The 24,877-nt window shown below is 65.8% G+C and carries 15 protein-coding genes and 2 pseudogenes; 5 read left to right on the forward strand and 12 right to left on the reverse strand.

Annotation, left to right across the window (positions count from 1 at the left end; genetic code table 11):
* Positions 1-31: 31 nt before the first annotated feature.
* From LRS11_RS13825 to LRS11_RS13855, 7 genes and pseudogenes are all read right to left on the reverse strand, one after another.
* Positions 32-1,668, reverse strand: a pseudogene (locus LRS11_RS13825) (BatD family protein).
* Positions 1,665-3,449: a VWA domain-containing protein gene (locus LRS11_RS13830; protein WP_260493534.1), complete on the reverse strand. Its 1,785-nt coding sequence runs from the start codon at positions 3,447-3,449 to the stop codon at positions 1,665-1,667. Before LRS11_RS13830 ends, LRS11_RS13825 begins: the two are co-directional and overlap by 4 nt.
* Positions 3,449-4,468, reverse strand: coding sequence for a vWA domain-containing protein (locus LRS11_RS13835; protein WP_260493535.1), 1,020 nt, complete (start codon positions 4,466-4,468; stop codon positions 3,449-3,451). The genes LRS11_RS13830 and LRS11_RS13835 overlap by 1 nt, the downstream gene beginning before the upstream one ends.
* Positions 4,461-4,955, reverse strand: a complete 495-nt coding sequence (locus LRS11_RS13840; RefSeq protein WP_260493536.1) for a DUF4381 domain-containing protein — start codon at positions 4,953-4,955, stop codon at positions 4,461-4,463. The genes LRS11_RS13835 and LRS11_RS13840 overlap by 8 nt, the downstream gene beginning before the upstream one ends.
* The gene (locus tag LRS11_RS13845; RefSeq protein WP_260493537.1) at positions 4,952-5,896 is read right to left on the reverse strand and encodes a DUF58 domain-containing protein; all 945 of its coding nucleotides are present in this window, start codon (positions 5,894-5,896) and stop codon (positions 4,952-4,954) included. The genes LRS11_RS13840 and LRS11_RS13845 overlap by 4 nt, the downstream gene beginning before the upstream one ends.
* An 85-nt stretch (positions 5,897-5,981) precedes the next feature.
* The gene (locus LRS11_RS13850; protein ID WP_173205513.1) at positions 5,982-6,941 is read right to left on the reverse strand and encodes a MoxR family ATPase; all 960 of its coding nucleotides are present in this window, start codon (positions 6,939-6,941) and stop codon (positions 5,982-5,984) included.
* A gap of 139 nt (positions 6,942-7,080) precedes the next feature.
* A complete protein-coding gene (locus tag LRS11_RS13855) occupies positions 7,081-7,938 on the reverse strand; it encodes a DUF1353 domain-containing protein (protein ID WP_260493538.1) in 858 nt (285 codons plus the stop codon).
* 330 nt (positions 7,939-8,268) lie between these two features.
* On the opposite strand from LRS11_RS13855, the gene LRS11_RS13860 reads away from it, so the two are divergent.
* Positions 8,269-13,131, forward strand: coding sequence for an NAD-glutamate dehydrogenase (locus LRS11_RS13860; RefSeq protein WP_260493539.1), 4,863 nt, complete (start codon positions 8,269-8,271; stop codon positions 13,129-13,131).
* A 139-nt stretch (positions 13,132-13,270) separates the two neighbouring features.
* Positions 13,271-14,008, forward strand: coding sequence for a type 1 glutamine amidotransferase (locus LRS11_RS13865; protein ID WP_260493540.1), 738 nt, complete (start codon positions 13,271-13,273; stop codon positions 14,006-14,008).
* A gap of 327 nt (positions 14,009-14,335) precedes the next feature.
* Here LRS11_RS13865 and LRS11_RS13870 read toward each other — a convergent pair whose 3' ends face one another.
* Positions 14,336-15,688, reverse strand: a complete 1,353-nt coding sequence (locus LRS11_RS13870) for an SPFH domain-containing protein (protein WP_260493541.1) — start codon at positions 15,686-15,688, stop codon at positions 14,336-14,338.
* Positions 15,689-15,802: 114 nt separating this feature from the next.
* Positions 15,803-15,883: pseudogene (locus LRS11_RS13875) on the reverse strand (UDP-2,3-diacylglucosamine diphosphatase); the annotation flags it as partial.
* A gap of 276 nt (positions 15,884-16,159) precedes the next feature.
* On the opposite strand from LRS11_RS13875, the gene LRS11_RS13880 reads away from it, so the two are divergent.
* The gene (locus LRS11_RS13880) at positions 16,160-19,018 is read left to right on the forward strand and encodes an HD domain-containing phosphohydrolase (protein WP_260493542.1); all 2,859 of its coding nucleotides are present in this window, start codon (positions 16,160-16,162) and stop codon (positions 19,016-19,018) included.
* Between the two features lie 123 nt (positions 19,019-19,141).
* On the opposite strand, the gene lpxH is transcribed toward LRS11_RS13880, so the two are convergent.
* Both lpxH and LRS11_RS13890 read right to left on the reverse strand, forming a co-directional pair.
* Complete coding sequence (gene lpxH, locus LRS11_RS13885) at positions 19,142-19,864, reverse strand: UDP-2,3-diacylglucosamine diphosphatase (RefSeq protein WP_260493543.1); 723 nt, start codon at positions 19,862-19,864, stop codon at positions 19,142-19,144.
* Positions 19,865-19,868: 4 nt separating this feature from the next.
* Entirely contained in the window at positions 19,869-20,363 is a 495-nt protein-coding gene (locus tag LRS11_RS13890) for a peptidylprolyl isomerase (RefSeq protein ID WP_260493544.1), read from the reverse strand.
* A gap of 202 nt (positions 20,364-20,565) precedes the next feature.
* Here LRS11_RS13890 and LRS11_RS13895 point away from each other — a divergent pair, with 202 nt between their 5' ends.
* Both LRS11_RS13895 and cysS read left to right on the forward strand, forming a co-directional pair.
* A complete protein-coding gene (locus tag LRS11_RS13895; RefSeq protein WP_260493545.1) occupies positions 20,566-22,233 on the forward strand; it encodes a glutamine--tRNA ligase/YqeY domain fusion protein in 1,668 nt (555 codons plus the stop codon).
* 3 nt (positions 22,234-22,236) lie between these two features.
* Positions 22,237-23,622: a cysteine--tRNA ligase gene (cysS, locus tag LRS11_RS13900; RefSeq protein ID WP_260493546.1), complete on the forward strand. Its 1,386-nt coding sequence runs from the start codon at positions 22,237-22,239 to the stop codon at positions 23,620-23,622.
* A gap of 109 nt (positions 23,623-23,731) precedes the next feature.
* Here cysS and ampC read toward each other — a convergent pair whose 3' ends face one another.
* Positions 23,732-24,877 carry a class C beta-lactamase gene (gene ampC, locus LRS11_RS13905; RefSeq protein WP_409519733.1) on the reverse strand — a complete coding sequence of 382 codons (1,146 nt, stop codon included), beginning with the start codon at positions 24,875-24,877 and terminating at the stop codon, positions 23,732-23,734.

Below are 24,877 nucleotides of genomic sequence, written 5' to 3' on the forward strand. Positions count from 1 at the left end.
CGTCGAAGACGGCGGGCAATCTCCTACGGCGTTAGCGGGGGTACAGCGGCGGCAGCGGGCTCGGTTCCTGTTGGCTGCTCGGTGCTTCCAGGGCTGGCAGGCTGCGGATCGCCTTCCACAGGCTTTCGCCTTGCCAGTGCTGGCCGCTCTCGCTGTACAGCGCGCCGTTGAGGCCATCCATTGCATCGGACAGCGGCACGAAGCGGGCGGCCATATCGGCCAGGGTTTCCGGTTGTTGGCGTGCCCAGGCGTCCAGGGCCTGGCGGGTGGCCTGGCTGTCGTTGGCTAGGCAGGCGCGCTTGAGGTCGTCGAGCAGGGTGCGTGGGCTGGGGCCGGTTTGCGCCGTCGGCAGGATCGCCGGCTGGCGGCGGGCGCGCCACCACAGGCCGAAACCGAGCAGGGTGGTACAGGCGAGCAGGGCGCTGCTCAGTTGCCAGGGCCACAGCAGGGGGACCTCGCCAACCCCGAGCGGCGCCGGGCTGTCGACTGGGGTATCCACCTCCAGGGCCGGGTTGATGGCGACTTCCAGGGTGCGTGCCGGCAGGCTGGTGCGTTCCAGGCGGTCCTCGTGGGTGTTCCACCACACCACCTCGACGGGCGCCAGGTCGATCCGTCCGCTGCGGCTGGCGACCAGGGCTTCGCGCTCCTCGCGGCTGCCGATCATGCCGCGTTCGCCGCTCTCGTTGTTCAGCAGGGGCTGGTCCGGATAGCGGCGCAGGCCGTCGCTCTGGCTGGGGGGAGCGGCGGCAACTGGGCGCTGGACAGGCCCTCGGCGCGCAGCATGATGTTGCGTGTCAGCGAGTCGCCGGCGCGCACCTTGTTCGGTTCCGGGCTCCAGGCTTCGGCCAGGCTGAGGGCGCGGGCGGGCAACCACGGTGCATCCTTGGGATAGCTGGCGGGCTTGGCTTTGACCGTCAGCGGGATTTCCGGCGATTTCACCCGGGTCTGCCGGCCGGGGCGCGGGCCGAAGGGGTTGAAGTCGCCATCGGCGGAACGCTCCACCGGGGTGGCGCTGAACAGCTGCGCGGGGATGCTCAGCTCACCGCTTTTCTGCGGGAAGATCGCATAGCGCACTTCGATCACGCCGTGGCGCACGTCATTGATGGTCTTTTCGTAGGTGCGCGGCTCACCCAGCTGCTCGACCAGGGCGTCGGCGACCTGCAACTGGGTCAGGCTGCTGTCGTCATACAGCGACACCGAGTGGTAGATGCGCAGGGTCAGTACCGCCTGGGCCTGCACGTAGACGCTTTCCTGATCCAGGCTGGAGTCGATGAAGATCGGCGCGAGCTTGCCGCCACTGTCGCTGCCGTCGGCCTTGAGGATTTGCAGAGTGATGGCCTGGCTGCTGGCGTCGCCCATCTGCAATGGTGGAATCACCACATAGCCGCTCTGCTTGGGCAGCAGGGTGACGATCCAGCGGGTGGTGGCCTGGGTCTTGCCATCGAAGGTGGCCAGGCGGTTTTCCTGGCGCGTGCTGATGACCTCGAACAGTGGCTCAAGGGGCGCCAGGTCGGGCTTGCCGAACACCGTGACATCATCCGATTCGAGGATCAGGTCGAGGCTTTCCCCCTCGCTCAGGCGGGCGCGGTCGACCGTGGCGGTCAGGCTGGCGGCGCTGGCCTGCAGGGCGAAGAGGCTGAGAAAGAGGACGCAAAGCAGGCGGCTCATCGAGACTGTTCCTGGCGCTGTTGCTGTTCATAGAGAAATTTACGTCGCAGCAGCTCGCCGGGTTCGTCCGGGATCTGCCGCAGCCATTGTTCCAGGGCATCGCGCTGCTCGTCGCCGAGGGCCTGCCCGCTGCCGGCCTGGGCTTCGGCGGCAGCGCTGTCCTGCGCGGCCTGCGACTGGTTTTCGCTGCCGTCATCGCCGGGCTTTTCCGCCGGGCCTTCACTCTGTTGCTCGCCCGGCTTGGCGGGGTTGTCGGCAGTCGGCTGCTCGGCAGCGTCTTCTCCGTCGGGCTGCGACTGCGGTTCGCCGGAGGAGGGTTGCTGCTGACCTGGGCTGCCCGACTGCGGCTGTTCACTGCCGGGCTCCTGCGGCTCACCTTCTTGCCCGGATTGCTGCTGTTGTTGCTGTTGCTGTTTTTGCTGCTGCAGCAGTTGCTCGACCAGGGTCTTGTTCTGCTGCGCGGCATGCAGGTCCGGCTGTTGCTCCAGGGCCTGGTCATAGGCGTCCAGGGCCGCTTCCAGCTCGTTGCTCTTGGCCAGGGCATTGCCGCGGTTGTAGTGGGCGCTGGCGCTGTCGCTCTGGGCGAAGCGCTCGGCCGCGGCGGGGTAGTCGCCGGCGCGATAGAGGGCTTCGCCCTGCCACTGCGGGTCGGCAAAACGCTCGGCGGCTTCCTTGGGTTTCTCCGCTTGTAGCAGGCGCTGGCCTTGCTGGTCCGGGCGCAGCCACAGGTCGCGGAATTCGAAGGCATAGCTGGGTTGCGGCAGGGCCAGCAGCAGCGGCAGGCAGAACAGCCAGCCACGGCGCCCGGCACAGGCGGCCAGCAGCAACAGCGGCAGCAACAGCCAGTGGCCCTGGTCGGCCCAGGTGGTCAGCTGGGTCGGCTCGCCGTCTTCGCGCAGGCTCTGCGGGCCGTCGAACAGGCCGAGGCCGCGCAGGTCTCGGTCATCCAGGCTGGCCTGGCGATACTGGCCGCCCAGTTCGCTGGCGAAGCGTTTGAGGCCGGCGGCATCCAGGCGCGGCAGCAGGATCGCGCCCTGAGCATCCTTGAGGAAGCTGCCGTCTTCACCGAGGATCGGCGCGCCCTGCGCCGTACCGATGCCGAGGATGCGCAGCTGCGCGCTGCGCTTGCCCAGCACGCGCTGAATACCGCTGCGCTCGTCCTGGCTCAGTTCACTGGTGATCAGCAACAGGCGGCCGCGGCCCTGGGCGCCCTGTTCGAGCAGGCTGATGGCCTTGCTCATGGCCAGGTCGGCGCGTCGTCCCGGCTCCGGCATGATCGACGGCTTGAGCGCGTCCAGCAGGTTGCTGGCCGTGGCTAGGTCATCGGACAGCGGCACCAGGGTATGCGCGCTGCCGGCATACACCAGAATCGCGGTCTGCGCATCCTGGCGCGCCTGCAGCAGGTCGAGCAGCTTGCGCTTGGCCTGGCTCAGGCGGTCCGGCGCGGCATCGCCGGCGAGCATGGCCGGGGTCAGTTCGAGCATCACCACCAGCGGGTCGGCGCGCTTCTGGCTGGCCTGCTCCATGCGCTGCCAGCTGGGGCCGAGCAGGGCCAGCACGGCCAGCAGCCAGCCCAGGCCGAGGGCGATCCACGGCAGACGATTCTGCCGGGTGCGCCCGCCAGTGAGCAGGGCGCTCTGGAATAGCGCCGGCAGCAGCAGTTGCCAGCGCCCGCTGCGCCGTTCGCGGTGCCACAGCTGCCAGATCAGCCAGGCGCACAGGGGCAGAAGAGCCAGGCTCCAGGGGCGCAGCCAGTGTGGCCAGAGGGCGGCGAAGTCCATCAGCGGTTTCTCCGCAGGCGCTGGCTGAGGGTCTGCAGGCTGTGCGGCCACAGTTCATGGGCCACCAGCAGCAGGCTGAGCAGCAGCGCCGCGCCGAGCGGCCAGCCGTACAGGGCCAGGGCCGGACGCGCGCGGGTCGGCAGCTGGGCAGCCGGTTCCAGGTGATCGAGGGCGGCCTCGATATCCTGCAATTCCTCGCTGGTGCGCGCGCGGAAGTAGCTGCCGCCGGTCTGTTCGGCGATGTCGATCAGGGTCGCTTCGTCCAGGTCGATACCGGGGCTGAGGCCGAGCATGCCCATGATCCCGCTTTGCTCGGGGTCGGCACCGACACCGATGGTGTAGATCTTCACCCGTTCCTCGGCGGCCAGGCGCGCGGCGGTACGCGGTTCGATCTCGCCGCCGTTGTTGGCGCCGTCGGTGATCAGCACCAGTACCCGGCTGTCGGCCGGGCGCTGGCGCAGGCGCTTGACCGCCAGGCCGATGGCGTCGCCGATGGCGGTCTGCGGGCCGGCGATATTGATCAGCGCCTCATCCAGCCAGACCCGCACGGTGTGGCGGTCGAAGGTCAGCGGCGATTGCAGGTAGGCGCGGCTGCCGAACAGGATCAGGCCGACGCGATCGCCCTGGCGATCCTCGATAAAGTCGCCGAATAGCTGCTTGACCAGCTCCAGGCGCGAGACCTCTTCGCCGTCCCACTGCATGTCGCGCTGTTCCATGGAGCCGGACACGTCCACCGCCAGCAGCAGGTCGCGGCCGCTGGCCGGCAAGGGCAACGGCTCGCCGACCCATTCCGGGCGTGCCGTGGCGAGCAGCAGCAACAACCAGAGCAGGGCGAACGGCGCTTGCTGGCGCCAGGCCGGCAGGCTGGCACGGGCGCGGCGGCCGCTGAGGCCTTCCAGTTCGCTGAGGAAACTGATCTTTAGCGCCGCTTCACCGCTGTCCGCCACCGGCAGCAGCAGGCGCAGCAGCCAGGGCAGCGGGGCGAGGAGAAAGGCCCAGGGCCAGGCGAACTCAAACATGCTTGCGAATCCAGGTATCGACGGCCTGGCTGAGGCCGGCGATGGCCTTGTCATCCAGGGTGCAGCCGGCGCGGTAACCACCTTCCACCAGCACCATGTAGCGGGTTAGCCCGGCGGCCGGGCAGCGGCTGTCGAGGAAGGCCAGCCAGGCGCGGCCGCTCAGGGTGTGGCTGTGATCCTGCGGATAGTGGGCGCGGCACAGGCGCTTGAGCAGGGCATTCAATTGCTGCAGCCAGGGACCGGCAGGCACGCCGTCGTAAGGTTTGCTCAGGCGCTCCAGCTCGGCCAGGGCGGCCAGGCGCAAGGGGTCGAGCTGTATTTCGGCCTGCTTGGTTTGTTTCTTCTTGGGCAGGTAGCGGCGCAGGACCCACAGGCCCCAGAGCAGCAGCGGCAGCAACACGGCGAGCAGCCACCAGCCGGGTGCCGGCGGCCACCAGGCCACGGGCGGCGGGGCGATGGTCGGTTGCAGCTGGTCGAGCGGGTTCACGGGCGTTTCCCCCCGCGTTGCTGGCTGTTCAGGTGGTCGCGCAGTTGCTCGACCAGGTCGCTGGCGGTGGACAGCGGCAGCAGCGGCACGCCGAGCTTCTGCGCCAGGCGCTGCCAGCGCGCACGGCGTTGTTCGCCGAGGGCATGGTAGGCGGCGCGCAGGTCGGGGTTGTGGGTGTCCAGTTCGAGCTGCGCGCCGTGCTCGAAGAAGCGCAGCAGACCGGCGGCCGGCAGGGCATGGTCGAGCGGATCGGAAACCGGCAGCAGGAGCAGGTCGGTGTGCCGGGCGAGCAGGGTCAGTTGCTGCTCGGCGGCATCGCCGAGGGTGCGCTCGTCGCACAGGATGATCGCCAGGCTGCCCGGGCGCAGTACCTCGCGGGCGCGGCGCAAGGCCAGGCCGAAGGTGTCGCGGCCGTTCTGCGCTTCGCCATGCAGGGCCTGGTTGGCGCGCGCTAGGCGGTTGAGCAGTTGCAGCAGGCTCTGCTTGCTGCGCCTTGGCTTGATCTCGTGGTGCTCGTGGTCGCCGAACACCAGGCCGCCGATGCGGTCGTTGTGGGTCAGCGCGGCCCAGCCGAACAGGCTGGCGGCCTGGGCGGCGAGTACCGATTTGAACTGCAGGCCGGAGCCGAAGAACAGCCGCCGGCTTTGCTCGACCATGATGAAGATCGGCCGCTCGCGCTCCTCGTGGAACAGCTTGGTGTGCGGCTCCTGGGTGCGTGCGGTGACACGCCAGTCGATGGTGCGCACGTCGTCGCCGGGCTGGTAGACGCGCACCTGGTCGAAGTCGACGCCACGCCCGCGCAGCTTGGAGTGGTGCAGGCCGATCAGCGGGCTGCGCTTGGCCGGAGTGGAGAACAGCTGCACCTCGCGCACGCGGTGACGCATCTCGATCAGCTCGGCGAGGCTGACGCGGATACCGGGTTGCGTGGGTTGGCTGTGCATGGTTGTCAGCGCATGGCCCGGATGCAATCCGGGAGCGGTGCGTGCAGATTCCCGGATTGCATCCGGGCTACGGGGCGACGCTGCATCACGCCACCGCCACCACATCGAGAATGCGCTGGATCACCCGGTCCTGGTCGATGCCAGCGGCCTCCGCCTCGAACGACAGGATGATGCGGTGGCGCAGTACGTCGAACAGCACCGCCTGGATATCTTCCGGGCTGACGAAATCACGCCCGGCCAGCCAGGCATGCGCGCGCGCGCAGCGGTCGAGGGCGATGGAGCCGCGCGGGCTGGCGCCGTAGGCGATCCACTCGGCCATCTCCGGGTCGAACTTGCCCGGGGTACGCGTGGCCATCACCAGTTGCACCAGGTACTCCTCCACCGCGTCGGCCATATACAGGCCGAGGATTTCCTTGCGCGCGGCGAAGATCGCCTGCTGGGTCACCCGGTGTTCCGGCTTGGCTTCGCCGTTGAGCGCATCGCCGCGGGCCTGGGCGAGGATCTTGCGTTCCACGCTGGCATCCGGGAAACCGATCTTGACGTGCATGAGGAAGCGGTCGAGCTGGGCTTCGGGCAGCGGGTAGGTGCCTTCCTGCTCGATCGGGTTCTGCGTGGCCATCACCAGGAACAGCGGCGACAGATCATAGGTGCAGCGCCCGACGCTGACCTGGCGCTCGGCCATGGCTTCGAGCAGCGCGGATTGCACCTTGGCCGGGGCGCGGTTGATCTCGTCGGCCAGCACCAGGTTGTGGAAGATCGGTCCCTGCTGGAACACGAAGCTGCCGGTTTCCGGGCGGTAGATCTCGGTGCCGGTGATGTCGGCGGGGAGCAGGTCGGGGGTGAACTGGATGCGGTGGAATTCGGCCTCGATGCCTTCGGCCAGTTCCTTGATCGCCTTGGTCTTGGCCAGGCCGGGAGCGCCTTCGACCAGCAGGTGGCCGTCCGCCAACAGGGCGATCAGCAGACGCTCGATGAGTTTTTCCTGGCCGAGAATCTGGGTTGCAAGAAAGTGTCGCAGCGCGAGTAGCGCCTCACGATGTTCCATCGAGGTTCTTCCTGGAAAGGGACTGGGTAGCCGAACACACCCGATCGGGGTGGTAACTCTACTGCATTGCGCGGCGATCTGGCATAGCCGCGGTGGTGCAGTGCCGGCCAGTTCCGTTTTCGTGCGGAATGGGCGCGGCTCAAGCAGACCGCGGCATGTCGACTAAGTTCTCTGGCGCTGCCGGCGTGCCGTGCGGCAAGGCGCTGATGCAGCGCAGCGTGCTGTTGGCGCGCGCCGGCCCACGGATATCCGGCGCGCCGAACAGACGCACGCTGAGGTAGTAGGCGAACGCCAGTGGCCAGGTCATGCCGGCCTCGCGCAGCATGCGCATGAACAGCCGGTCGGCCTCGTGCTTGGCCACTGGCGCAACGTTGAGGTACTGGTACAGCGCGTCATGCACCAGGCTGGCGGGGTGGGCCAGCGGCCAGAACACCTGGCTTTCCTGCACCTGGCCCTGCTGCAGGCGCTGGATGCGGTGGAGCTTTTCCCACCAGTCGGGAATGCCGAGGATGGCCACCCAGTAGAACGGCACCTTGGGCGTGCAGCCGTCCCAGGCGTAGGTGTTGCTGCACGTGAAGTCATAGCGGACTTCGCCGTGTTCCAGGTCGACCCGCGAAGGGCCGGGATTGACGATCAGCAGGCCGTCGTGGATCACCAGCCACTCGCTATAGAAGAAGCGCCCGGCCAGCCATGGCTCATGGCGCAGCAGGGGATAGTCGATGTAGTTGAGCCAGGGGCCGGCATGATCGCGGCAGTGGAAACCCCACTTGGCCACCCCGGCCTGGCGCGCGGCTTCGGCGCGGCGCAGGCGTTCGCTGCGGCCGATCCAGCGCGGCAGCAAGACGCCCAGGTAGACCAGTACGCCACAGGCCAGCAGCAGGGGAATCAGCTGCGGTGCCAGCCACCAGGCCAGGGCCAGCAACAACAGGCCGATGGCGCTGACTAGCAGGTTGCCGAAGTTGCGCACGAGGGAGCGCGTGAGAGGACGGTACTGCATGGTTTCCCTACCAGACTGCGAGGAAGCCGGCACCTTAGCAGCTCAGTTGTGAAGCGTGTAGGCGCGCGCTGTTGGCTTCGTCAAAAGCTTCGCGAGCAGAGCTCGCTCCTACAAGTGCCAGCCTGGGCCTGCATGGCGATGAACGAATATGTCGCAGGGCTGCAAGCGTGCTTTCACACGCACTCGCTAAGCTTGCCGTGACCTATGGGTCGTCGTGCGTACTGCCGAGTTTCCATCATGGCCTAGACTTGCCTGGAGCCGGCGGTGCAGCTTCCTGCCTGGGAGCACGCGCGGCGCCTCCACGAATAACAAGTCCAGCGGAGCATCACCATGGCGTTTTTCACTGCGGCCAGCAAAGCCGACTTCCAGCACCAACTGCAAGCGGCCCTGGCCCAGCACGTCAGCGATCAGGCGTTGCCACAAGTGGCGCTGTTCGCCGAGCAATTCTTCGGCATCGTCGCCCTCGACGAACTGACCCAACGCCGCCTCGGCGATCTGGCCGGCTGCACCCTGTCGTCCTGGCGCCTGCTCGAGCGTTTCGACGCCGCCAAGCCGCTGGTGCGGGTGTACAACCCGGATTACGAGAAGCACGGCTGGCAGTCCACCCACACCGCCGTGGAGGTGCTGCATGTCGACCTGCCATTTCTGGTCGACTCGGTGCGCATGGAACTGAACCGCCGTGGCTACAGCATTCATACCCTGCAGAACAGTGTGTTCAGTGTGCGCCGTGAGAAGAACGGCGGGCTGCAGGAAATCCTGGCCAAGGGCAGCAGCGGCAAGGGCGTGCAGCAAGAAGCGCTGATGTACCTGGAGATCGACCGCTGCGCCAACGTGGGCGAGCTGCGCACCCTGGAAAAGGCCCTGCAGGAAGTGCTGGAGGAAGTGCGCCTGGCGGTGGCCGACTTCCAGCCGATGAAGGCCCGTGCCGAAGAGCTGCTGGCCTGGCTGGACAAGGCCAAGCTCAAGGTCGACGGCGCCGAGCTGGCGGAGATCAAGGTGTTCCTCGGCTGGCTGCTGGATAACCACTTCACCTTCCTCGGCTACGAGGAATTCACCGTGGCCGAAGAGAAGGATGGCGGCCATCTGGTGTATGACGAAAAATCCCTGCTCGGCTTGTCGCGCGGCCTGCGCAAGGGCCTGAAGAAGGACGAGCTGCATATCGAAAAGGAGGCCGTGGAGTTCCTGCGTGAACCGCGTCTGCTGTCCTTCGCCAAGGCCGCCACGCCGAGCCGCGTGCATCGCCCGGCTTATCCGGACTTCGTCTCGATCCGCGAGCTGGACGCCAAGGGCAAGGTGATCAAGGAGTGCCGCTTCATGGGCCTGTACACCTCCTCGGTGTACGCCGAAAGCGTCAGCCGCATCCCCTATATCCGCCGCAAGGTGGCGGAAATCTCCGCGCGCTCCGGCTTCGACCGCAAGGCGCACCTGGGTAAGGAGCTGGAGCAGGTGCTGGAAGTGCTGCCGCGCGATGACCTGTTCCAGACCCCGGTTGATGAGCTGTTCAACACGGCCATCGCCATCGTGCAGATCCAGGAACGCAACAAGCTGCGCCTGTTCATCCGCCGCGACCCCTACGGTCGTTTCGCTTACTGCCTGGCCTATGTGCCGCGCGATGTGTACTCCACCGAGACGCGGGTGAAGATCCAGCAGATCCTCATGGAGCGCCTGGGCGCCAGTGACTGCGAGTTCTGGACCTACTTCTCCGAGTCGGTACTGGCGCGGGTGCAGTTCATCCTCAAGGTCGACCCGAAGAACCGTGTGCAGATCGACCCGGTACGCCTGGAGAAGGAAGTCATCCAGGCCTGTCGTTCGTGGAAGGACGACTACGCCAGTCTGGTCGTGGAAAGCTTCGGCGAGGCCCAGGGCACTCAGGTGCTGGCGGATTTCCCGAAAGGCTTCCCGGCCGGTTATTGCGAGCGCTTTGCCCCGCATTCGGCGGTGGTCGACATGCAGCACCTGCTCAGCCTGTCCGCAGAGCGCCCGCTGGTGATGAGCTTCTACCAGCCGCTGGCCCAGGGCGAGCAGGAGCTGCACTGCAAGCTGTACCACGCCGACACGCCGCTACCGCTGTCGGACGTCTTGCCGATCCTGGAAAACCTCGGCCTGCGCGTGCTCGGCGAGTTCCCCTACAAGCTGCGCCGTGCCGATGGCCGCGAGTTCTGGATTCACGACTTCGCCTTCACCAGTGCCGAGGGCACGGCGGTCGACATCCAGCAGCTCAATGACACCCTGCAGGACGCCTTCGTGCAGATCGTCGGTGGCGCGGCGGAGAACGACGGCTTCAACCGTCTGGTGCTGACGGCTTCCATGCCCTGGCGCGACGTGGCGCTGCTGCGCGCCTACGCGCGCTACCTCAAGCAAATCCGCCTGGGCTTCGACCTGAGCTATATCGCCGCCACCCTGGTCAACCATGCCGATATCGCCAAGGAGCTGGTGCGCCTGTTCAAGACGCGCTTCTACCTGGCGCGCAAGCTGGTCGGCGAAGACCTAGAAGACAAGCAGCAGAAACTGGAGCAGGCGATTCTCGCCGCTCTGGACAATGTCGCGGTGCTCAACGAGGACCGCATCCTGCGGCGCTACCTGGACCTGATCAAGGCCACCCTGCGCACTAACTTCTATCAGCCGGACGCCGATGGTCAGGCCAAGCATTACTTCAGCTTCAAGCTCAGCCCGCGGCTGATTCCGGACATCCCGCGGCCGGTGCCGAAGTTCGAGATCTTCGTCTACTGCCCGCGCGTCGAAGGCGTGCACCTGCGCTTCGGCGACGTGGCCCGTGGCGGCCTGCGTTGGTCCGATCGCGAGGAGGACTTCCGCACCGAGGTGCTCGGCCTGGTCAAGGCGCAGCAGGTGAAGAACGCGGTGATCGTGCCGATGGGCGCCAAGGGCGGTTTCATCCCGCGCAAGATGCCGGTGGGCGCCAACCGCGACGAGGTGCTGGCCGAGGGCATCGCCTGCTACCGCATCTTCATCAGCGGCCTGCTCGACATCACCGACAACCTCAAGGACGGCGCTGTGGTGCCGCCGCAGAACGTGGTGCGCCACGATAACGACGACCCCTACCTGGTGGTGGCCGCCGACAAGGGCACCGCGACCTTCTCCGACATCGCCAACGGCATCGCCCTCGACTACGGCTTCTGGCTGGGTGACGCCTTCGCCTCCGGTGGTTCGGCCGGCTACGACCACAAGGGCATGGGCATTACCGCCAAGGGCGGCTGGGTCTCGGTGCAGCGCCACTTCCGCGAGCGCGGCATCGATGTGCAGAAGGACAACGTCACCGTCATCGGCATCGGCGACATGGCCGGCGACGTGTTCGGCAACGGCCTGCTGCTGTCGGACAAGCTGCAGATGGTGGCGGCCTTCAACCATATGCACATCTTCATCGACCCCAATCCGGATGCGGCGAAGAGTTTCGTCGAGCGCCAGCGCCTGTTCGACCTGCCGCGCTCCAGCTGGGCCGACTATGACGCCAAGCTGATCTCCGAAGGTGGCGGGATCTTCCTGCGCAGCGCCAAGAGCATCGCCATCAGCCCGCAGATGCAGGCGCGCTTTGACATCAGCGCCGACAAGCTGGCGCCCACCGAACTGCTCAATGCGCTGCTCAAGGCACCGGTCGATCTGCTGTGGAACGGCGGCATCGGCACCTACGTGAAATCAAGCAAGGAAAGCCACGCCGACGTCGGCGACAAGGCCAACGATGGCCTGCGCGTCAACGGCAACGAGCTGCGCGCCAAGGTGGTGGGCGAGGGCGGCAACCTCGGCATGACCCAGCTCGGCCGGGTCGAATACGGCCTGAGCGGCGGCGCCAGCAACACCGACTTCATCGATAACGCCGGCGGTGTGGACTGCTCCGACCACGAGGTCAACATCAAGATCCTGCTCAACGAGATCGTTGGCGCCGGTGACATGACCGGCAAGCAGCGCAACAAGCTGCTGGCCGAAATGACCGATGCGGTAGGCAGCCTGGTGCTGGGCAACAACTACAAGCAGACCCAGGCCTTGTCCCTGGCCGAGCGTCGCGCCCGCGAACGCCTGCCCGAGTACAAGCGCCTGATGGCCGCGCTGGAAGCGGCCGGCAAGCTGGACCGTGCCCTGGAGTTCCTGCCCAGCGACGACGAGCTCAACGAGCGCGCCGTGGGCGGCCATGGCCTGACCCGGCCGGAGCTGTCGGTGCTGATCTCCTACAGCAAGATCGACCTCAAGGAAGCGCTGCTCAAATCCCTGGTGCCGGATGACGACTACCTGGCCCGTGAGATGGAGACCGCCTTCCCGGCGCAGCTGAGCAAGAAGTTCGCCGAGCCGATGCGCCGCCATCGCCTGAAGCGCGAGATCGTCAGCACGCAGATCGCCAACGATCTGGTCAACCACATGGGCATCACCTTCGTGCAGCGCCTGAAGGAATCCACCGGCATGAGCGCGGCCAATGTCGCCGGCGCCTATGTCATCGTGCGTGACGTGTTCCGTCTGCCGCACTGGTGGAAGCAGATCGAGGCGCTGGACTATCAGGTGCCGGCCGAGCTGCAGTTGCAGTTGATGGACGAGCTGATGCGCCTGGGTCGCCGGGCTACCCGCTGGTTCCTGCGCAGTCGCCGCAACGAGCTGGATGCCGCCCGCGATGTCGGCCACTTCGGCCCGCGCGTGGCCGAACTGGCCGGGCGTCTGGACGAACTGCTGGAAGGCCCGGCCCGCGAGCAGTGGCTGGCGCGCTACCAGGGCTTCGTCGAAGCCGGTACACCGGAGGAACTGGCCCGCGTGGTCGCTGGCACCAGTCACCTGTACACCCTGCTGCCGATCATCGAAGCAGCGGATGTCACCGGCAAGCCGGCCTCGGAAGTGGCTACCGCCTACTTCGCCGTGGGCGGGGCGCTGGAGCTGTCCTGGTACCTGCAGCAGATCACCAGTTTGCCGGTGGACAACAACTGGCAGGCCCTGGCCCGCGAGGCGTTCCGCGACGACCTGGACTGGCAGCAGCGCGCTATCACCATCGCGGTGCTGCAGATGGCCGACGGTCCGGTGGATGTGGAGGAGCGCGTGGTGTTCTGGCTGGAGCAGCATAAGGCACTGGTGCAACGCTGGCTGGTGATGCTCGCAGAGCTGCGTGCAGCGACCACGACGGACTACGCCATGTATGCGGTGGCCAACCGCGAGTTGATGGATCTGGCGCGTAGCGATCAACAGGCGGTCAGCATTGCCTGATGCTGCAGGTTTGTCCGTGCCGGCACTGGTCGGTCACGGGCGACTCGGTTAGCCTCCGTAAAAAAGTTCGCAGAATTGCCGCAAGGTTCCGTGCTCCGGCACGGGCCTTGCCTATTCCAGCGGACATCGGAGAGAAGTCATGACCGACATTCTAATTCTAACGCACGTCGATTATTGTTCTCCGGGCCACCTGGCAGCAGTGCTGGAGGCCCATCAGCTCGACTACACCGTGTTGCGCTGCGACCTCGGTGAACTCGATGGCTACGACCTTGACCGCCCGCATGCCGTGGCGGTGATGGGCGGGCCGATGAGCGTCAACGACGATCTGCCCTGGATCGGGGCAGAAGTTGCCGCTTTGCAGCACATCATCCAACGCGATATTCCCTTGATCGGCCACTGCCTGGGTGGGCAGATGATTGCCCGTGCCCTCGGCGCGCCGGTGCATCGCATGCCCTATACCGAAGTCGGCTGGCAGCCGCTGGTGCGCCGCGACAAGGCCAAGCCCAATCCCTGGCTAACCCATCTGCCGGCGGAGTTTCCGGTCTATCAGTGGCACAGCGACACCTTCGAATTGCCGGCCGGTGCCGAGTGGCTGCTGTCCAGCCCCTGGTGCCCGAACCAGGCCTTCGCCTGGGGCGACAAGGTGCTGGCCCTGCAGGGCCACCCGGAAATGACCGAGGCGCTGGTCACCGACTGGTTGCGCGACTGGGCGCACCTGCTCGACGAAACCCAGGCCAGCCAGCAGGGTCTGCGGCAGATGCTGGTCGACCTGCCGGCGCGGGTGGCGGCGCTCAATCGGGTGGCTGAAGGCTTTTATCGCCACTGGCTGCAACTGGCCTTTGGCGACTTGCGCCTGCCGGCGTGCCCGGCGGCCTGAGGCTCCCAGCTGAAACAGAACGCCCTGCTCAGTGCGGGTAATACCGTTCACTTAAGCGCTTTGCTCCCCTCTCCCGTTCACGGGAGAGGGGCCGGGGGAGAGGGTTGGGCAGGCCACTTGTAGTGGTCAAGTGCGCCCCTCTCCCTAACCCTCTCCCACAAGTGGGAGAGGGGACTGTCCGTGTTGCCAGAAAGTCATTATCCCGTTGCCTGGCCACTGCATTTGCCGCAAGAAAAAAACGCCGCTTTCCATGAGGAGGAAGGCGGCGTTTTCCTTAAGTGCACAGCATTACGCTCAGTGCGGGGCGTTTTCAGTTCTGCCTGAAGCTTATTCCTTGACCTTCATGTCCAGCGACAGGTCGCGGGCGGCCTTGGTGGCGAGGATGCCCATCAGTTGGCCGATCTCGTCCTGGCGGCTGGCGCTGGCTCCCGTGCCCGAGCCACCCATCATCACACCGGGTACCGGCGCCTGGGCGGCGGCTTCGGCCCAGACCTTGTTGATCGAGATCAGCGCCTCCAGTTTCGGCTGCAGGGCGCCGTCCGCCTCGATCACTGCTTTGCGTGCATAGGCCTCGGCGTCGGCGGTGATTTTGGTGGCGTCGGCGGTGATTGCTGCCTTGTCGCGCAGCAACTCGGCGGTCTGCTTCTCGATCTCGGCGCGGCCTTTTTCGCGCTCGGCGTTGATCCGCGCCAGTTGCTTCTCGGTCTCGGCCTGGGTGGTGCGCTCGATCTGGTCGCGCAGGGTTTCCTGACGGCGGGCTTCCACTTCCTTCTCACCGCGGGCGGTGACCAGCAGCTTCTCTTCCTCTTCCTTCAGGCGGTTCTGCCGGGCCACGGCCAGCTCGGCCAGGGCCTGCTGGACCTTGACCATGCGCTGCTTGTACTGCGGGTTGGGGTCGACGTTGGTGATGCGCGCCTCGACCACTTCCACCCCGTATTTACGGAATTGCTGCTGCTTGCGTACCGGGATGCCCTTGTTGTCCATGACCTTCTCGGTGACGAACTGGCTGGCATTGTTGTCGCCGAAGCTGCCCTGTTCGGTGCCGGCCTGGAGAATCGCCGTCTGGCTCGGCTGGTGGCCGCGCGGGCCACGCACTTCCTTGCGCTTGATCAGGTACAGGCCGTCGTTCAGCTGGTTCTCGAACTCGGCGGCGAACTCGCTGCGCGCGCCGGCGTAGAAATCGTCGGCGCTCATCAGCGAGGCGGTGGCCTGCAGGGTTTCCTTGATGGCCGGCACCAGGGCGGTCTTGATGAAATTTTCCGGGTTGCGGTACTCCTGGGCGATCTTCAGGAACTGCTCGCCAGCCGGCAGGCGAAAGCGCGCCGAAGATTCGACCTGGGCGTCGACGTTGCCGAGAAACACGATGGGGAAGGCTTCGATGGTCGCACCGAGCGAATCGTTGTCGCTGCTGTCGTCGATGGCCAGGGCCTCGGTGAGCACCGACTGCACGCTGAGGGCCTTCTTCCAGGCGGTGGCACGACCGAACCATTTGGTCGCGTAGCCGACGTCGTCGACTACCTTCTCTTCGCCGAAGATGGTTCGCACATGGGTGGCGAAACCGGCTTCGTTATAGAAGAACACCCCGTTGAAAGTGACGAAGCCGATGGCGGCGACCAGTACGGGCATGCCGACATACTTGATGAGGGAGAGTTTCGAGGAGGCTCCGTTGGTGATTTCCATGATCTGTCCTTGACTGCGGGAAAAGAACGCGAATGCTGCTGAGCCGGCGCGGGGGCGTCAAGTGGCGGCTGGCCAGTATGTGGCGTGCCTCGCGCAGATTACTTAGATGAGCGGGAAGGGCGTCATGCCGTCGTCGCCGATCCATACCTCGAAGAAGTCACCGAGGATCTACAGGGCTTCGGCCGTTCTGGCGCGGCAGGAGTCCGGCGCATTCCCCGGAGCCTATTACACTGAGCTGAACTGCGCCGTGCAGTTCAGCGAGCGAATGGGGGGTGAAGATGGGCCGGGAGTCTTGTCGAGGTCATTGGCTGAAGAGTAGCTTGCGCGCGGCTCTGCTGAGTCCGGATCAGGCCGTGGAGCCGGCGCGGCGCTCTGGTTGCGAGCCGTTTTGCCTGGCCGCGATCACAGCGCACCTGGCTGAGGAGCTGCCGAACAGCTATTACCCTGACGTACTGGCCGGGCGGGACAACCATGCATAAGTCCGCAGGCGGCATCTCCCTGCAACTGCTGATCGCCCTGGCGATCACCTTCAGCTCCCTGTTGCTGGGCGGGGCGCTGGCTTGGCAGGGCTACCAAGGGGTCGAGCAGGCCCTGGTGGTGGCCGCCGGCGATACCGCCCAGCAGTTCGGCAAGACCTTCAATGAGAAGGCCCGGCGGCTGATCGACCCGGTGCGCAGTTCGATCCGTCTGCTCGCCTACGACGCCATCTCTCAGGCCGACACCCTGCCGCAACGGCTCGAAAGCCTGCCGCTGCTGGTGGAGTGCCTGACCGCCAACAATGTGCTCAGCAACATCTATGTCGGCTACCCCAATGGTGAGCTGCTGTCGGTGCTGCGCGACCCGGAGCTGCGCCAGCGTTTCGGTGGCCCCGAGGGGGCAGACTTCCTGGTGATGAGCATGAGCAGGGGCGAGTCCGGTGCCTTGCTGGGCGAGTGGCGTTTCTACGACAGCGACCTGACCCTGTTGCAGTCCGAGGTCAAGCCCGATTTCCGCTTCGATCCGCGCACCCGGCCCTGGTTCACCCAGAGCATTGAGCAGGCCAGCACCGTGCTGACCCGCCCCTATGTGTTCTTCGGCACCCGCGAGATCGGCCTGACCCTGGCGCAGCGCAGCATCGATGGGGCGGCGGTGATCGGCATGGACGCCTCGGTGAATGCGCTCGCCAGCGAGATGCAGGATATGCGCATGACGGCCGGCACCGAGATCGCGCTGGTGGATGGCGAGGGCACGGTGCTGACTTACCCGGACCTGCAGCGGGTGATCGTCGAGGAGGGTGAGGGGCTGCGCCTGTCGCGCATCGAGGAATTGGGCATCCCCAGTCTGGCCCAGCTGTTCGCCGATCCACCGCAGGGCACCGCGCCGCGGCTGTACCGGGTGGAAGGCCGCGAGTGGTACGGCATGCGCGTGCCGATGTCGAGCCTCTCCGATCAGCCGCTGCAGGTGCTGATCGCCGTGCCGGCCGATGAGCTGCAGGCTGGCGCGCGCAAGGTGCTGCTGGAGCAACTGCAGTGGGCGCTGGTACTGATCGCCCTGTTGTTGTTGGTCGGCTGGCTGCTCGGCCATCGCATCGGCCGGCCGCTGCGGCTGTTGGCTGGCCAGGTGCGCGCCCTGGCGAGTTTTGATTTCAGCCTCGAGGTGGGCGTCGAGTCCAGCGTCAGCGAAGTGCATGATCTCAGTCGCGTGCTGCGGCGCATGTCGGGGGCCATTCGTAACTTCCAGTCCATCACCCTGACGCTGAGCCGCGAAACGAACCTGGAGAGCATGCTCGGCGGGGTGCTCGGGCAATTGGTCGAGGCCACCGGGGCGAGTGGCGGCGCCGTCTACCTGCATGACGACGAGAGCGGCGAGTTGCGCCTGGCGGCCGACTGCCATGGTGAGGACTATCCGGAGAGCGTCGCGCTCGAGGCGCACAGTCATGAGGATCTGGCGGCCGCCGTGGCCCAGGCCCTGGCGATTCGCGGCCACTGTCTGGAGGTCGTGCTCAACGACCGCAGTGACGAACTGCTCGGCATCCTGGTGCTGCAGCTGGCACCCGAGCATGCACAGGGTGGCGCTGTGCAACAACCCTTCCGCCGCTTCGTCGAGGAGCTGTCCGGCGCCGCCGCGGTGGCCATCGAGACACGCCAGCTGATCGAGGCCCAGCAGCGTCTGCTGGACGCCATCATCAAGCTGCTGGCCGATGCCATCGACGCCAAGAGCCCCTATACCGGCGGTCACTGCGAACGGGTACCGCAGCTGGCGCAGATGCTGCTGGACCAGGTCATCGCCGATCGCGGGCCTTACGCCGACTTCAGCATGAGCGAAGCCGAGCTGTACGAGTTTCGCATCGCCGCCTGGCTGCACGACTGTGGCAAGGTCACCAGTCCGGAATACGTGGTGGACAAGGCGACCAAGCTGGAGAGCCTGTACAACCGCATCCACGAGGTGCGCATGCGCTTCGAGGTGCTCTGGCGCGACGCCGAGCTCGACTACTGGCAGGGCCTGGCTGGCGGCAGCGAGCGGGAGGCCCTGCAGTCGACCCTGGCGCAGCGCCAGGCCGAGCTGCAAGAGGAGTTCGCCTTCGTCGCGGCAGCCAACGTCGGCGGCGAATTTATGAAGGACGAGGACGTCGAGCGCCTGCAGCAGATCGGCCAGCGGCGCTGGCTGCGCCATTTCGACAATCGCCTGGGGCTATCGCGCGACGAGGCCGAGCGGTTGGCGGCGGTGCCATTGGCGGCGCTGCCGGTGGAGGAGGCGCTGCTCGCCGACCGCCCCGAACACCGGGTGCCCTGGGGCGAGCGCAAGCCGCCGGTGACCAAGGACGACCCGCGCAATGTCTGGGGCTTCGACATGCGCCTGCCGGCCTATGCCTGCAACTACGGCGAACTGTACAACCTGGGCATTCGTCGCGGCACGCTGAACGATGAAGAGCGCTTCAAGATCAACGACCATATCGTGCAGACCATCATCATGCTCAGCACCTTGCCGCTACCGCGCCAGCTCAAGCGGGTGCCGACCATTGCCGGCAGCCACCACGAGAAGATGGATGGCAGCGGCTACCCGCGGCGACTGGGCAAGGACGACATGAGCATCGCCGAACGGGTGATGGCCATCGCCGATATCTTCGAGGCGCTGACCGCCGCCGATCGTCCGTACAAGGCGCCGAAGACCTTGTCCGAGTCGGTGAAGATCCTCGCCTTCATGGCCCGCGACCAGCACATCGATGCGCAGTTGTTCCGTCTGTTCCTGAGCAGCGGCGTGTACCGCGAATACGGCGAGCAATTTCTTCGCCCGGAACAGCTCGACGAGGTGGATATCCAGCCTTGGCTGCAGATGCTTGACGCTCTGTGACGGCGGCTGGCTCAGTCGAGCAGCCGGTAGCCCGGACTTCAGTCCGGGACATGCCGGACGCCCTCCCGGACTGAAGTCCGGGCTACGTCACTAGGGCGCTCCCACGGTGTGTCGCCGCAGCTTCTAGCTCAGAGGGAAAGGTGCCTGATGCAGGCCGTTCTCATCCACCTGCAGGGCCCAGCCCTGCTGGTCCCAGTCGCCGAGGACGATGCGCCGGGCGGCCTGGCCGTCGACCAGCAGCTCATGCACCGCCGGACGGTGGGTGTGGCCGTGGATCAGGGTGCGCACGCCGTGCGCGGCCATGATCCGCGGCACTTCGTCCGGGGTCACGTCGACAATCTGGCTGGCTTTCATGCGGGTCTGCGCGCGGCTTTCGTTGCGCAGCTTGCGCGCCAGCTTGTGGCGGGTGGTGAGCGGCAGGTTGCGCAGGATGAACAGGCTGAGCGGGTTGCGTAGCCAGCGGCGCAGCTTCATGTAGGCCAGGTCCTGGGTACACAGGCTGTCACCGTGCATCAGCAGCACCGGCTCGCCATTGAAACGCACCAGGCTGGGGTCTTGCAGCAGGGTACAGCCGGCTTCGCGGCAAAAGGCTTTGCCGATCAGGAAGTCGCGGTTGCCATGCATGAGGAAAATTTGCGTGCCGCTGTCACTCAGCTGGCGCAGGGCACGGGCGATCTCGTGCTGGAAGGGCGTCATGCCATCGTCGCCGATCCATACCTCGAAGAAGTCGCCGAGGATGTACAGGGCTTCGGCCGCACGGGCACGGGTCTGCAGGAAATGTAGAAACGCCCGGCTGATGTCCGGGCGTTGCTCTTCCAGGTGCAGATCGGAGATCAGCAGGATCATCGACTTACTCGACGATTTCGGCTTTCTCGATGATCACGTCGTCGACCGGCACATCCTGGTGGCCGGATTTCATGGTGGTGGCCACGCCTTTGATCTTGTTGACCACGTCCATGCCTTCTACCACTTCGCCGAACACCGCGTAGCCCCAGCCCTGTACGGTCGGTGCGCTGTGGTTGAGGAAGCTGTTGTCGGCGACGTTGATGAAGAACTGCGCGCTCGCGGAGTGCGGCTCCATGGTGCGGGCCATGGCCACGGTGCCGACCTTGTTGGCCACGCCGTTGTTGGCTTCGTTCTTGATGGTGGCGCGGGTGGCTTTCTGCTTCATGCCCGGCTCGAAACCGCCGCCCTGGATCATGAAGTTGCTGATCACGCGGTGGAAAACGGTGCCGTCGTAATGACCGCTCTTCACATATTCCTTGAAGTTGGCCACGGTTTCCGGGGCCTTGTCTTCGAAGAGTTCCAGGGTGATGACGCCGTGGTTGGTGTGCAGCTTGATCATGGGATTCACTCTTGGGTTACGGGCAAAGCGGTGGAAGTGGCGTGGCAGCGAGACAGGCAGGGCCTGTTTTCACGCCATTATGCTCACGCCCGGTCGCTTTGCGGCTGTCAGGGGGTTGACGGGTTGGGTATCATACGGGCTTTGTTTTGACCGGCCTACTGTCTCGCCGCATCTGGCCGCGCACCTGACCCTCAAGGACATCATGAGCAAGCCCACCGTCGAAAAAGCCGCCAACTTCCTGCTGCCCATCGTTCAGGCTGACCTGGACAGCGGCAAGCACGCCAAGATCATCACGCGCTTCCCGCCGGAGCCCAACGGCTACCTGCACATCGGCCATGCCAAGTCGATCTGCCTGAACTTCGGCCTGGCCCAGGCCCTCGGCGGCGAGTGCAACCTGCGCTTCGACGACACCAACCCGGCCAAGGAAGACCAGGAATACATCGACGCGATCAAGAGCGACGTCGAGTGGCTGGGCTTCCAGTGGGCCGGCGAGGAGCGCTACGCCTCCAACTATTTCGACCAGTTGCATGCCTGGGCCATCGAGCTGATCAAGGCCGGCAAGGCCTTCGTCTGCGACCTGAATGCCGAGGAAATGCGCGCCTACCGTGGCAGCCTGACCGAGCCGGGCAAGAACAGCCCGTTCCGCGAGCGTTCGGTGGAAGAGAACCTCGACCTGTATGCCCGCATGAAGGCCGGCGAGTTCGCCGATGGCGCCCGTTCGCTGCGCGCGAAGATCGACATGACCTCGCCGAACATCAACCTGCGCGACCCGATCCTCTACCGCATCCGCCACGCCCATCACCATCAGACCGGTGACAAGTGGTGCATCTACCCGAGCTACGACTTCACCCACGGCCAGTCGGACGCCATCGAGGGCATCACCCATTCCATCTGCACCCTGGAGTTCGAAGACCACCGCCCGCTGTACGAGTGGTTCCTCGAGCAACTGCCGGTGCCGGCGCAACCGCGCCAGTACGAATTCGCCCGCCTCAACCTGAACTACACCATCACCAGCAAGCGCAAGCTCAAGCAGCTGGTCGATGAAAAGCATGTGAATGGTTGGGACGATCCGCGCATGTCGACCCTGTCCGGCTTCCGTCGCCGCGGCTACACGCCGGCGTCGATCCGCAACTTCTGCGACATGATCGGCGTCAACCGCGCCGGCGGCGTGGTCGATGTCGGCATGCTCGAATTCGCCATCCGTGACGACCTCGATGCCAACGCTGCGCGCGCCATGTGCGTGCTCAAGCCGCTGAAAGTGGTGATCAGCAACTATCCAGAAGGCCAGGTCGAGAACCTCGAACTACCGCGCCATCCCAAGCAGGACATGGGCGTACGCGTGCTGCCGTTCAGCCGCGAGATCTACATCGACGCCAGCGACTTCGAAGAAACCCCGCCGGACGGCTTCAAGCGCCTGATCCCCGGTGGTGAAGTGCGCCTGCGTGGCAGCTATGTGATCCGCGCCGACGAAGCGATCAAGGACGCCGCCGGCAATATCGTCGAGCTGCGCTGCTCCTACGACGAGAACACCCTGGGCAAGAACCCCGAAGGCCGCAAGGTCAAGGGCGTGATCCACTGGGTGCCGGCCACCGAGAGCGTGGAGTGCGAAGTGCGCCTGTACGACCGCCTGTTCCGCTCCGCCAACCCGGAGAAGGACGAGGAGGGCGGCAGCTTCCTCGACAACATCAACCCGGATTCGCTGGTGGTGCTGCAAGGCTGCCGCGCCGAGCCGTCGCTGGCCAACGCCGCGCCGGAAGAGCGCTTCCAGTTCGAGCGCGAAGGCTACTTCGTCGCCGACCTGAAAGACTCGCAGCCGGGCAAACCGGTGTTCAATCGCACCGTTACCCTGCGCGATTCCTGGGGAGCCTGAACCATGGCTTTGTCCATCTACAACACCCTGAGCAAGACTAAGGAGGCGTTCAAGCCACTGGTCGACAATCAGGTGCGTATGTACGTGTGCGGCATGACCGTGTACGACTTCTGCCACATCGGCCACGCCCGCGTGATGGTGGCGTTCGACGTGGTCACCCGCTGGCTGCGCCATCGTGGCTATGACGTGACCTACGTGCGCAATATCACCGACATCGACGACAAGATCATCAAGCGCGCTCAGGAGAACGGCGAGCCGTTCGAAGCCCTGGTCGAGCGCATGATCGCCGCCATGCACGAGGACGAGGCGCGCCTGTCCGTGCTGCGTCCGGATATCGAGCCACGCGCCACCGGCCATATCGCCGGCATGCACCAGATGATCCAGGCCCTGATCGACAAGGGTTTCGCCTATGCGCCCGGCAACGGCGACGTGTACTACCGGGTCGGCAAGTTTGTCGGCTACGGCAAGCTGTCGCGCAAGAAGATCGAAGACCTGAAGATCGGCGCGCGCATCGAAGTCGACGAGATCAAGCAAGACCCGCTCGACTTCGTCCTGTGGAAAGGCGCCAAGCCGGGCGAGCCGAGCTGGCAGTCGCCTTGGGGCGCGGGTCGGCCGGGCTGGCACATCGAGTGCTCGGTGATGTCCACCTGCTGCCTGGGCGAGACCTTCGACATCCACGGCGGCGGCCCGGACCTGGTGTTCCCGCACCACGAGAACGAGATCGCTCAGAGCGAGGCGGCCACCGGCAAGCTCTACGCCAACGCCTGGATGCACGCCGGCGCGGTACGTGTGGACGGCGAGAAGATGTCCAAGTCCCTGGGCAACTTCTTCACCATCCGCGAGGTGCTGGAGAAGTACCACCCGGAAGTGGTGCGCTACCTGCTGGTGTCCAGCCACTACCGCAGCCCGATCAACTACTCGGAAGACAGCCTCAAGGAAGCCAAGGGCGCCCTGGAGCGCTTCTACAACGGCCTCAAAGGCTTGCCACAGGCTCAGGCGGCCGGCGGCGACGAGTTCGTCGAGCGCTTCGGTGCGGCCATGGACGACGACTTCAACTCGCCGGAAGCCTGCGCCGTGCTGTTCGAGATGATCCGCGAGGTCAACCGCCTGCGTGAGTCGGATCTGCCTGCCGCCGCCGCTCTGGCGGCGCGGCTGAAGGAGCTGGCCGGCGTGCTGGGTGTGCTGCAGCTGGAACCGGATGTGTTCCTCCAGGCCGGTGCCGTGGGCAAGGTCGATGCCGCTGAAGTGGATGCTCTGATTGCCGCGCGCCTGCAGGCGCGCGCCGAGAAGAACTGGGCAGAAAGCGACCGCATCCGCGACCAGCTCACCGCCATGGGCGTGGTGCTGGAAGACGGCAAGGGCGGGACTACCTGGCGCCTGGCCGAATAAGCGCTTGCGCGTCATGGAAAAGGCCGCCCTCGGGCGGCCTTTTCATTTGTAGCCGGATGCAATCCGGGATGGATATAGGAAAGGCCCCGGATTGCATCCGGGCTACAGGTCAGTGCTGCAGCGCACCGAGTATCTGCAGGGCGACGCGCACCCGTTCGGCATTCGGGTAGTTGCGGTTGGCCAGGATCACCAGACCGGTATCACGGGCCGGCAGCAGCACCACATAGGCGCCGAAGCCATTGGTCGAGCCGGTCTTGTTCAACAGCAGGTCGCCCTGGGCCGCTTGCGGTTTGCTGAAGCGTTCGACGGCATGCGGTTCCAGCGCCATTGGCGAGGAGTTGCCGGCCTGCAGGCGCTCCAGGCTGATGGGGTAGGTGTAGCGCTCCCAGCCCAGGCCCTGGGTCATGTCGCCGACCCGGTAGTAACCCTGGTGCGTGGTCGTGATGGCCTGGCGCAGCGGTGTCGGCAGCCGCGATGGGTCGAGGTTAGCCTCGACGAAGCGCAGCATGTCGGCGGCAGTGGACTTCACCCCGTAGGCCTCGGCATCCAGTGGTCCCGGCTGCACGCGGAGCGGCTGGTCTTCGCGGTAGCCCCAGGCGTAGTGCGCCATGTGCGCCTGCGGCACCCGCGCATGGCTTTCGCTCATGCCCAGCTGCGGAAATAGTCGGCGCTCCAGCAACTGGCCGAAGGGCTCGCCCAGGCTGGCGGCAGCCAGGTGGCCGAACAGGCCGATGCTGGGGTTGGAGTACAGGCGCTGGCTGCCAGCGGGGTAGGCGGGTTGCCAGGCGCGGTAGTAGTCGAGGATCTGCCGTTCGCTGTGCACGGTATCCGGGAACTGCAACGGCAAACCGCCGGGCGTGTAGATGGCCAGGTCGAGCAGGCTGATTTGCTCGAAGGCGCTGCCGCGCAGTGCCGGTAGATGCTGGCTGGCTTTGTCGCTCAGGCTCAGTTTGCCCTCGGCCTGGGCATAGGCGCCGAGGGTGGCAGTGAACAGCTTGCTTACCGAACCCAGCTCGAACAGCGTGTGTTCATCCACCGCCTGAACGCTCTCGCGGGAAGCGACGCCATAGTTGAAGAAGTGACGCTCGCCCTTGTGAACGATGGCCACGGCCAGTCCGGGAATCTCGTACTCGGCTATGGCGGGTTGCACGGCGGCATCGACGGCGGCGCGCAGGTCTGCCTGGGCAGTGGCGGCCTGGGTCATGGCTGTATGGCCGACTAGCAGCAGAGTCAGCGCGGTGAGGATGACGCGCAT

The sequence above is a fragment of the Pseudomonas sp. J452 genome, assembly GCF_024666525.1.
Classification (GTDB): domain Bacteria; phylum Pseudomonadota; class Gammaproteobacteria; order Pseudomonadales; family Pseudomonadaceae; genus Aquipseudomonas.

Coding starts and splice junctions, on each gene's coding strand:
- LRS11_RS13855 (WP_260493538.1), bottom strand. CDS start 7,938: ATGCAGTACCGTCCTCTCACGCGCTCCCTCGTGCGCAACTTCGGCAAC.
- cysS (WP_260493546.1), top strand. CDS start 22,237: ATGGCTTTGTCCATCTACAACACCCTGAGCAAGACTAAGGAGGCGTTC.
- LRS11_RS13835 (WP_260493535.1), bottom strand. CDS start 4,468: ATGTTTGAGTTCGCCTGGCCCTGGGCCTTTCTCCTCGCCCCGCTGCCC.
- LRS11_RS13845 (WP_260493537.1), bottom strand. CDS start 5,896: ATGCACAGCCAACCCACGCAACCCGGTATCCGCGTCAGCCTCGCCGAG.
- lpxH (WP_260493543.1), bottom strand. CDS start 19,864: ATGATCCTGCTGATCTCCGATCTGCACCTGGAAGAGCAACGCCCGGAC.
- LRS11_RS13880 (WP_260493542.1), top strand. CDS start 16,160: ATGCATAAGTCCGCAGGCGGCATCTCCCTGCAACTGCTGATCGCCCTG.
- LRS11_RS13865 (WP_260493540.1), top strand. CDS start 13,271: ATGACCGACATTCTAATTCTAACGCACGTCGATTATTGTTCTCCGGGC.
- LRS11_RS13860 (WP_260493539.1), top strand. CDS start 8,269: ATGGCGTTTTTCACTGCGGCCAGCAAAGCCGACTTCCAGCACCAACTG.
- ampC (WP_409519733.1), bottom strand. CDS start 24,877: ATGCGCGTCATCCTCACCGCGCTGACTCTGCTGCTAGTCGGCCATACA.
- LRS11_RS13870 (WP_260493541.1), bottom strand. CDS start 15,688: ATGGAAATCACCAACGGAGCCTCCTCGAAACTCTCCCTCATCAAGTAT.
- LRS11_RS13850 (WP_173205513.1), bottom strand. CDS start 6,941: ATGGAACATCGTGAGGCGCTACTCGCGCTGCGACACTTTCTTGCAACC.
- LRS11_RS13830 (WP_260493534.1), bottom strand. CDS start 3,449: ATGGACTTCGCCGCCCTCTGGCCACACTGGCTGCGCCCCTGGAGCCTG.
- LRS11_RS13895 (WP_260493545.1), top strand. CDS start 20,566: ATGAGCAAGCCCACCGTCGAAAAAGCCGCCAACTTCCTGCTGCCCATC.
- LRS11_RS13890 (WP_260493544.1), bottom strand. CDS start 20,363: ATGATCAAGCTGCACACCAACCACGGCGTCATCACCCTGGAACTCTTC.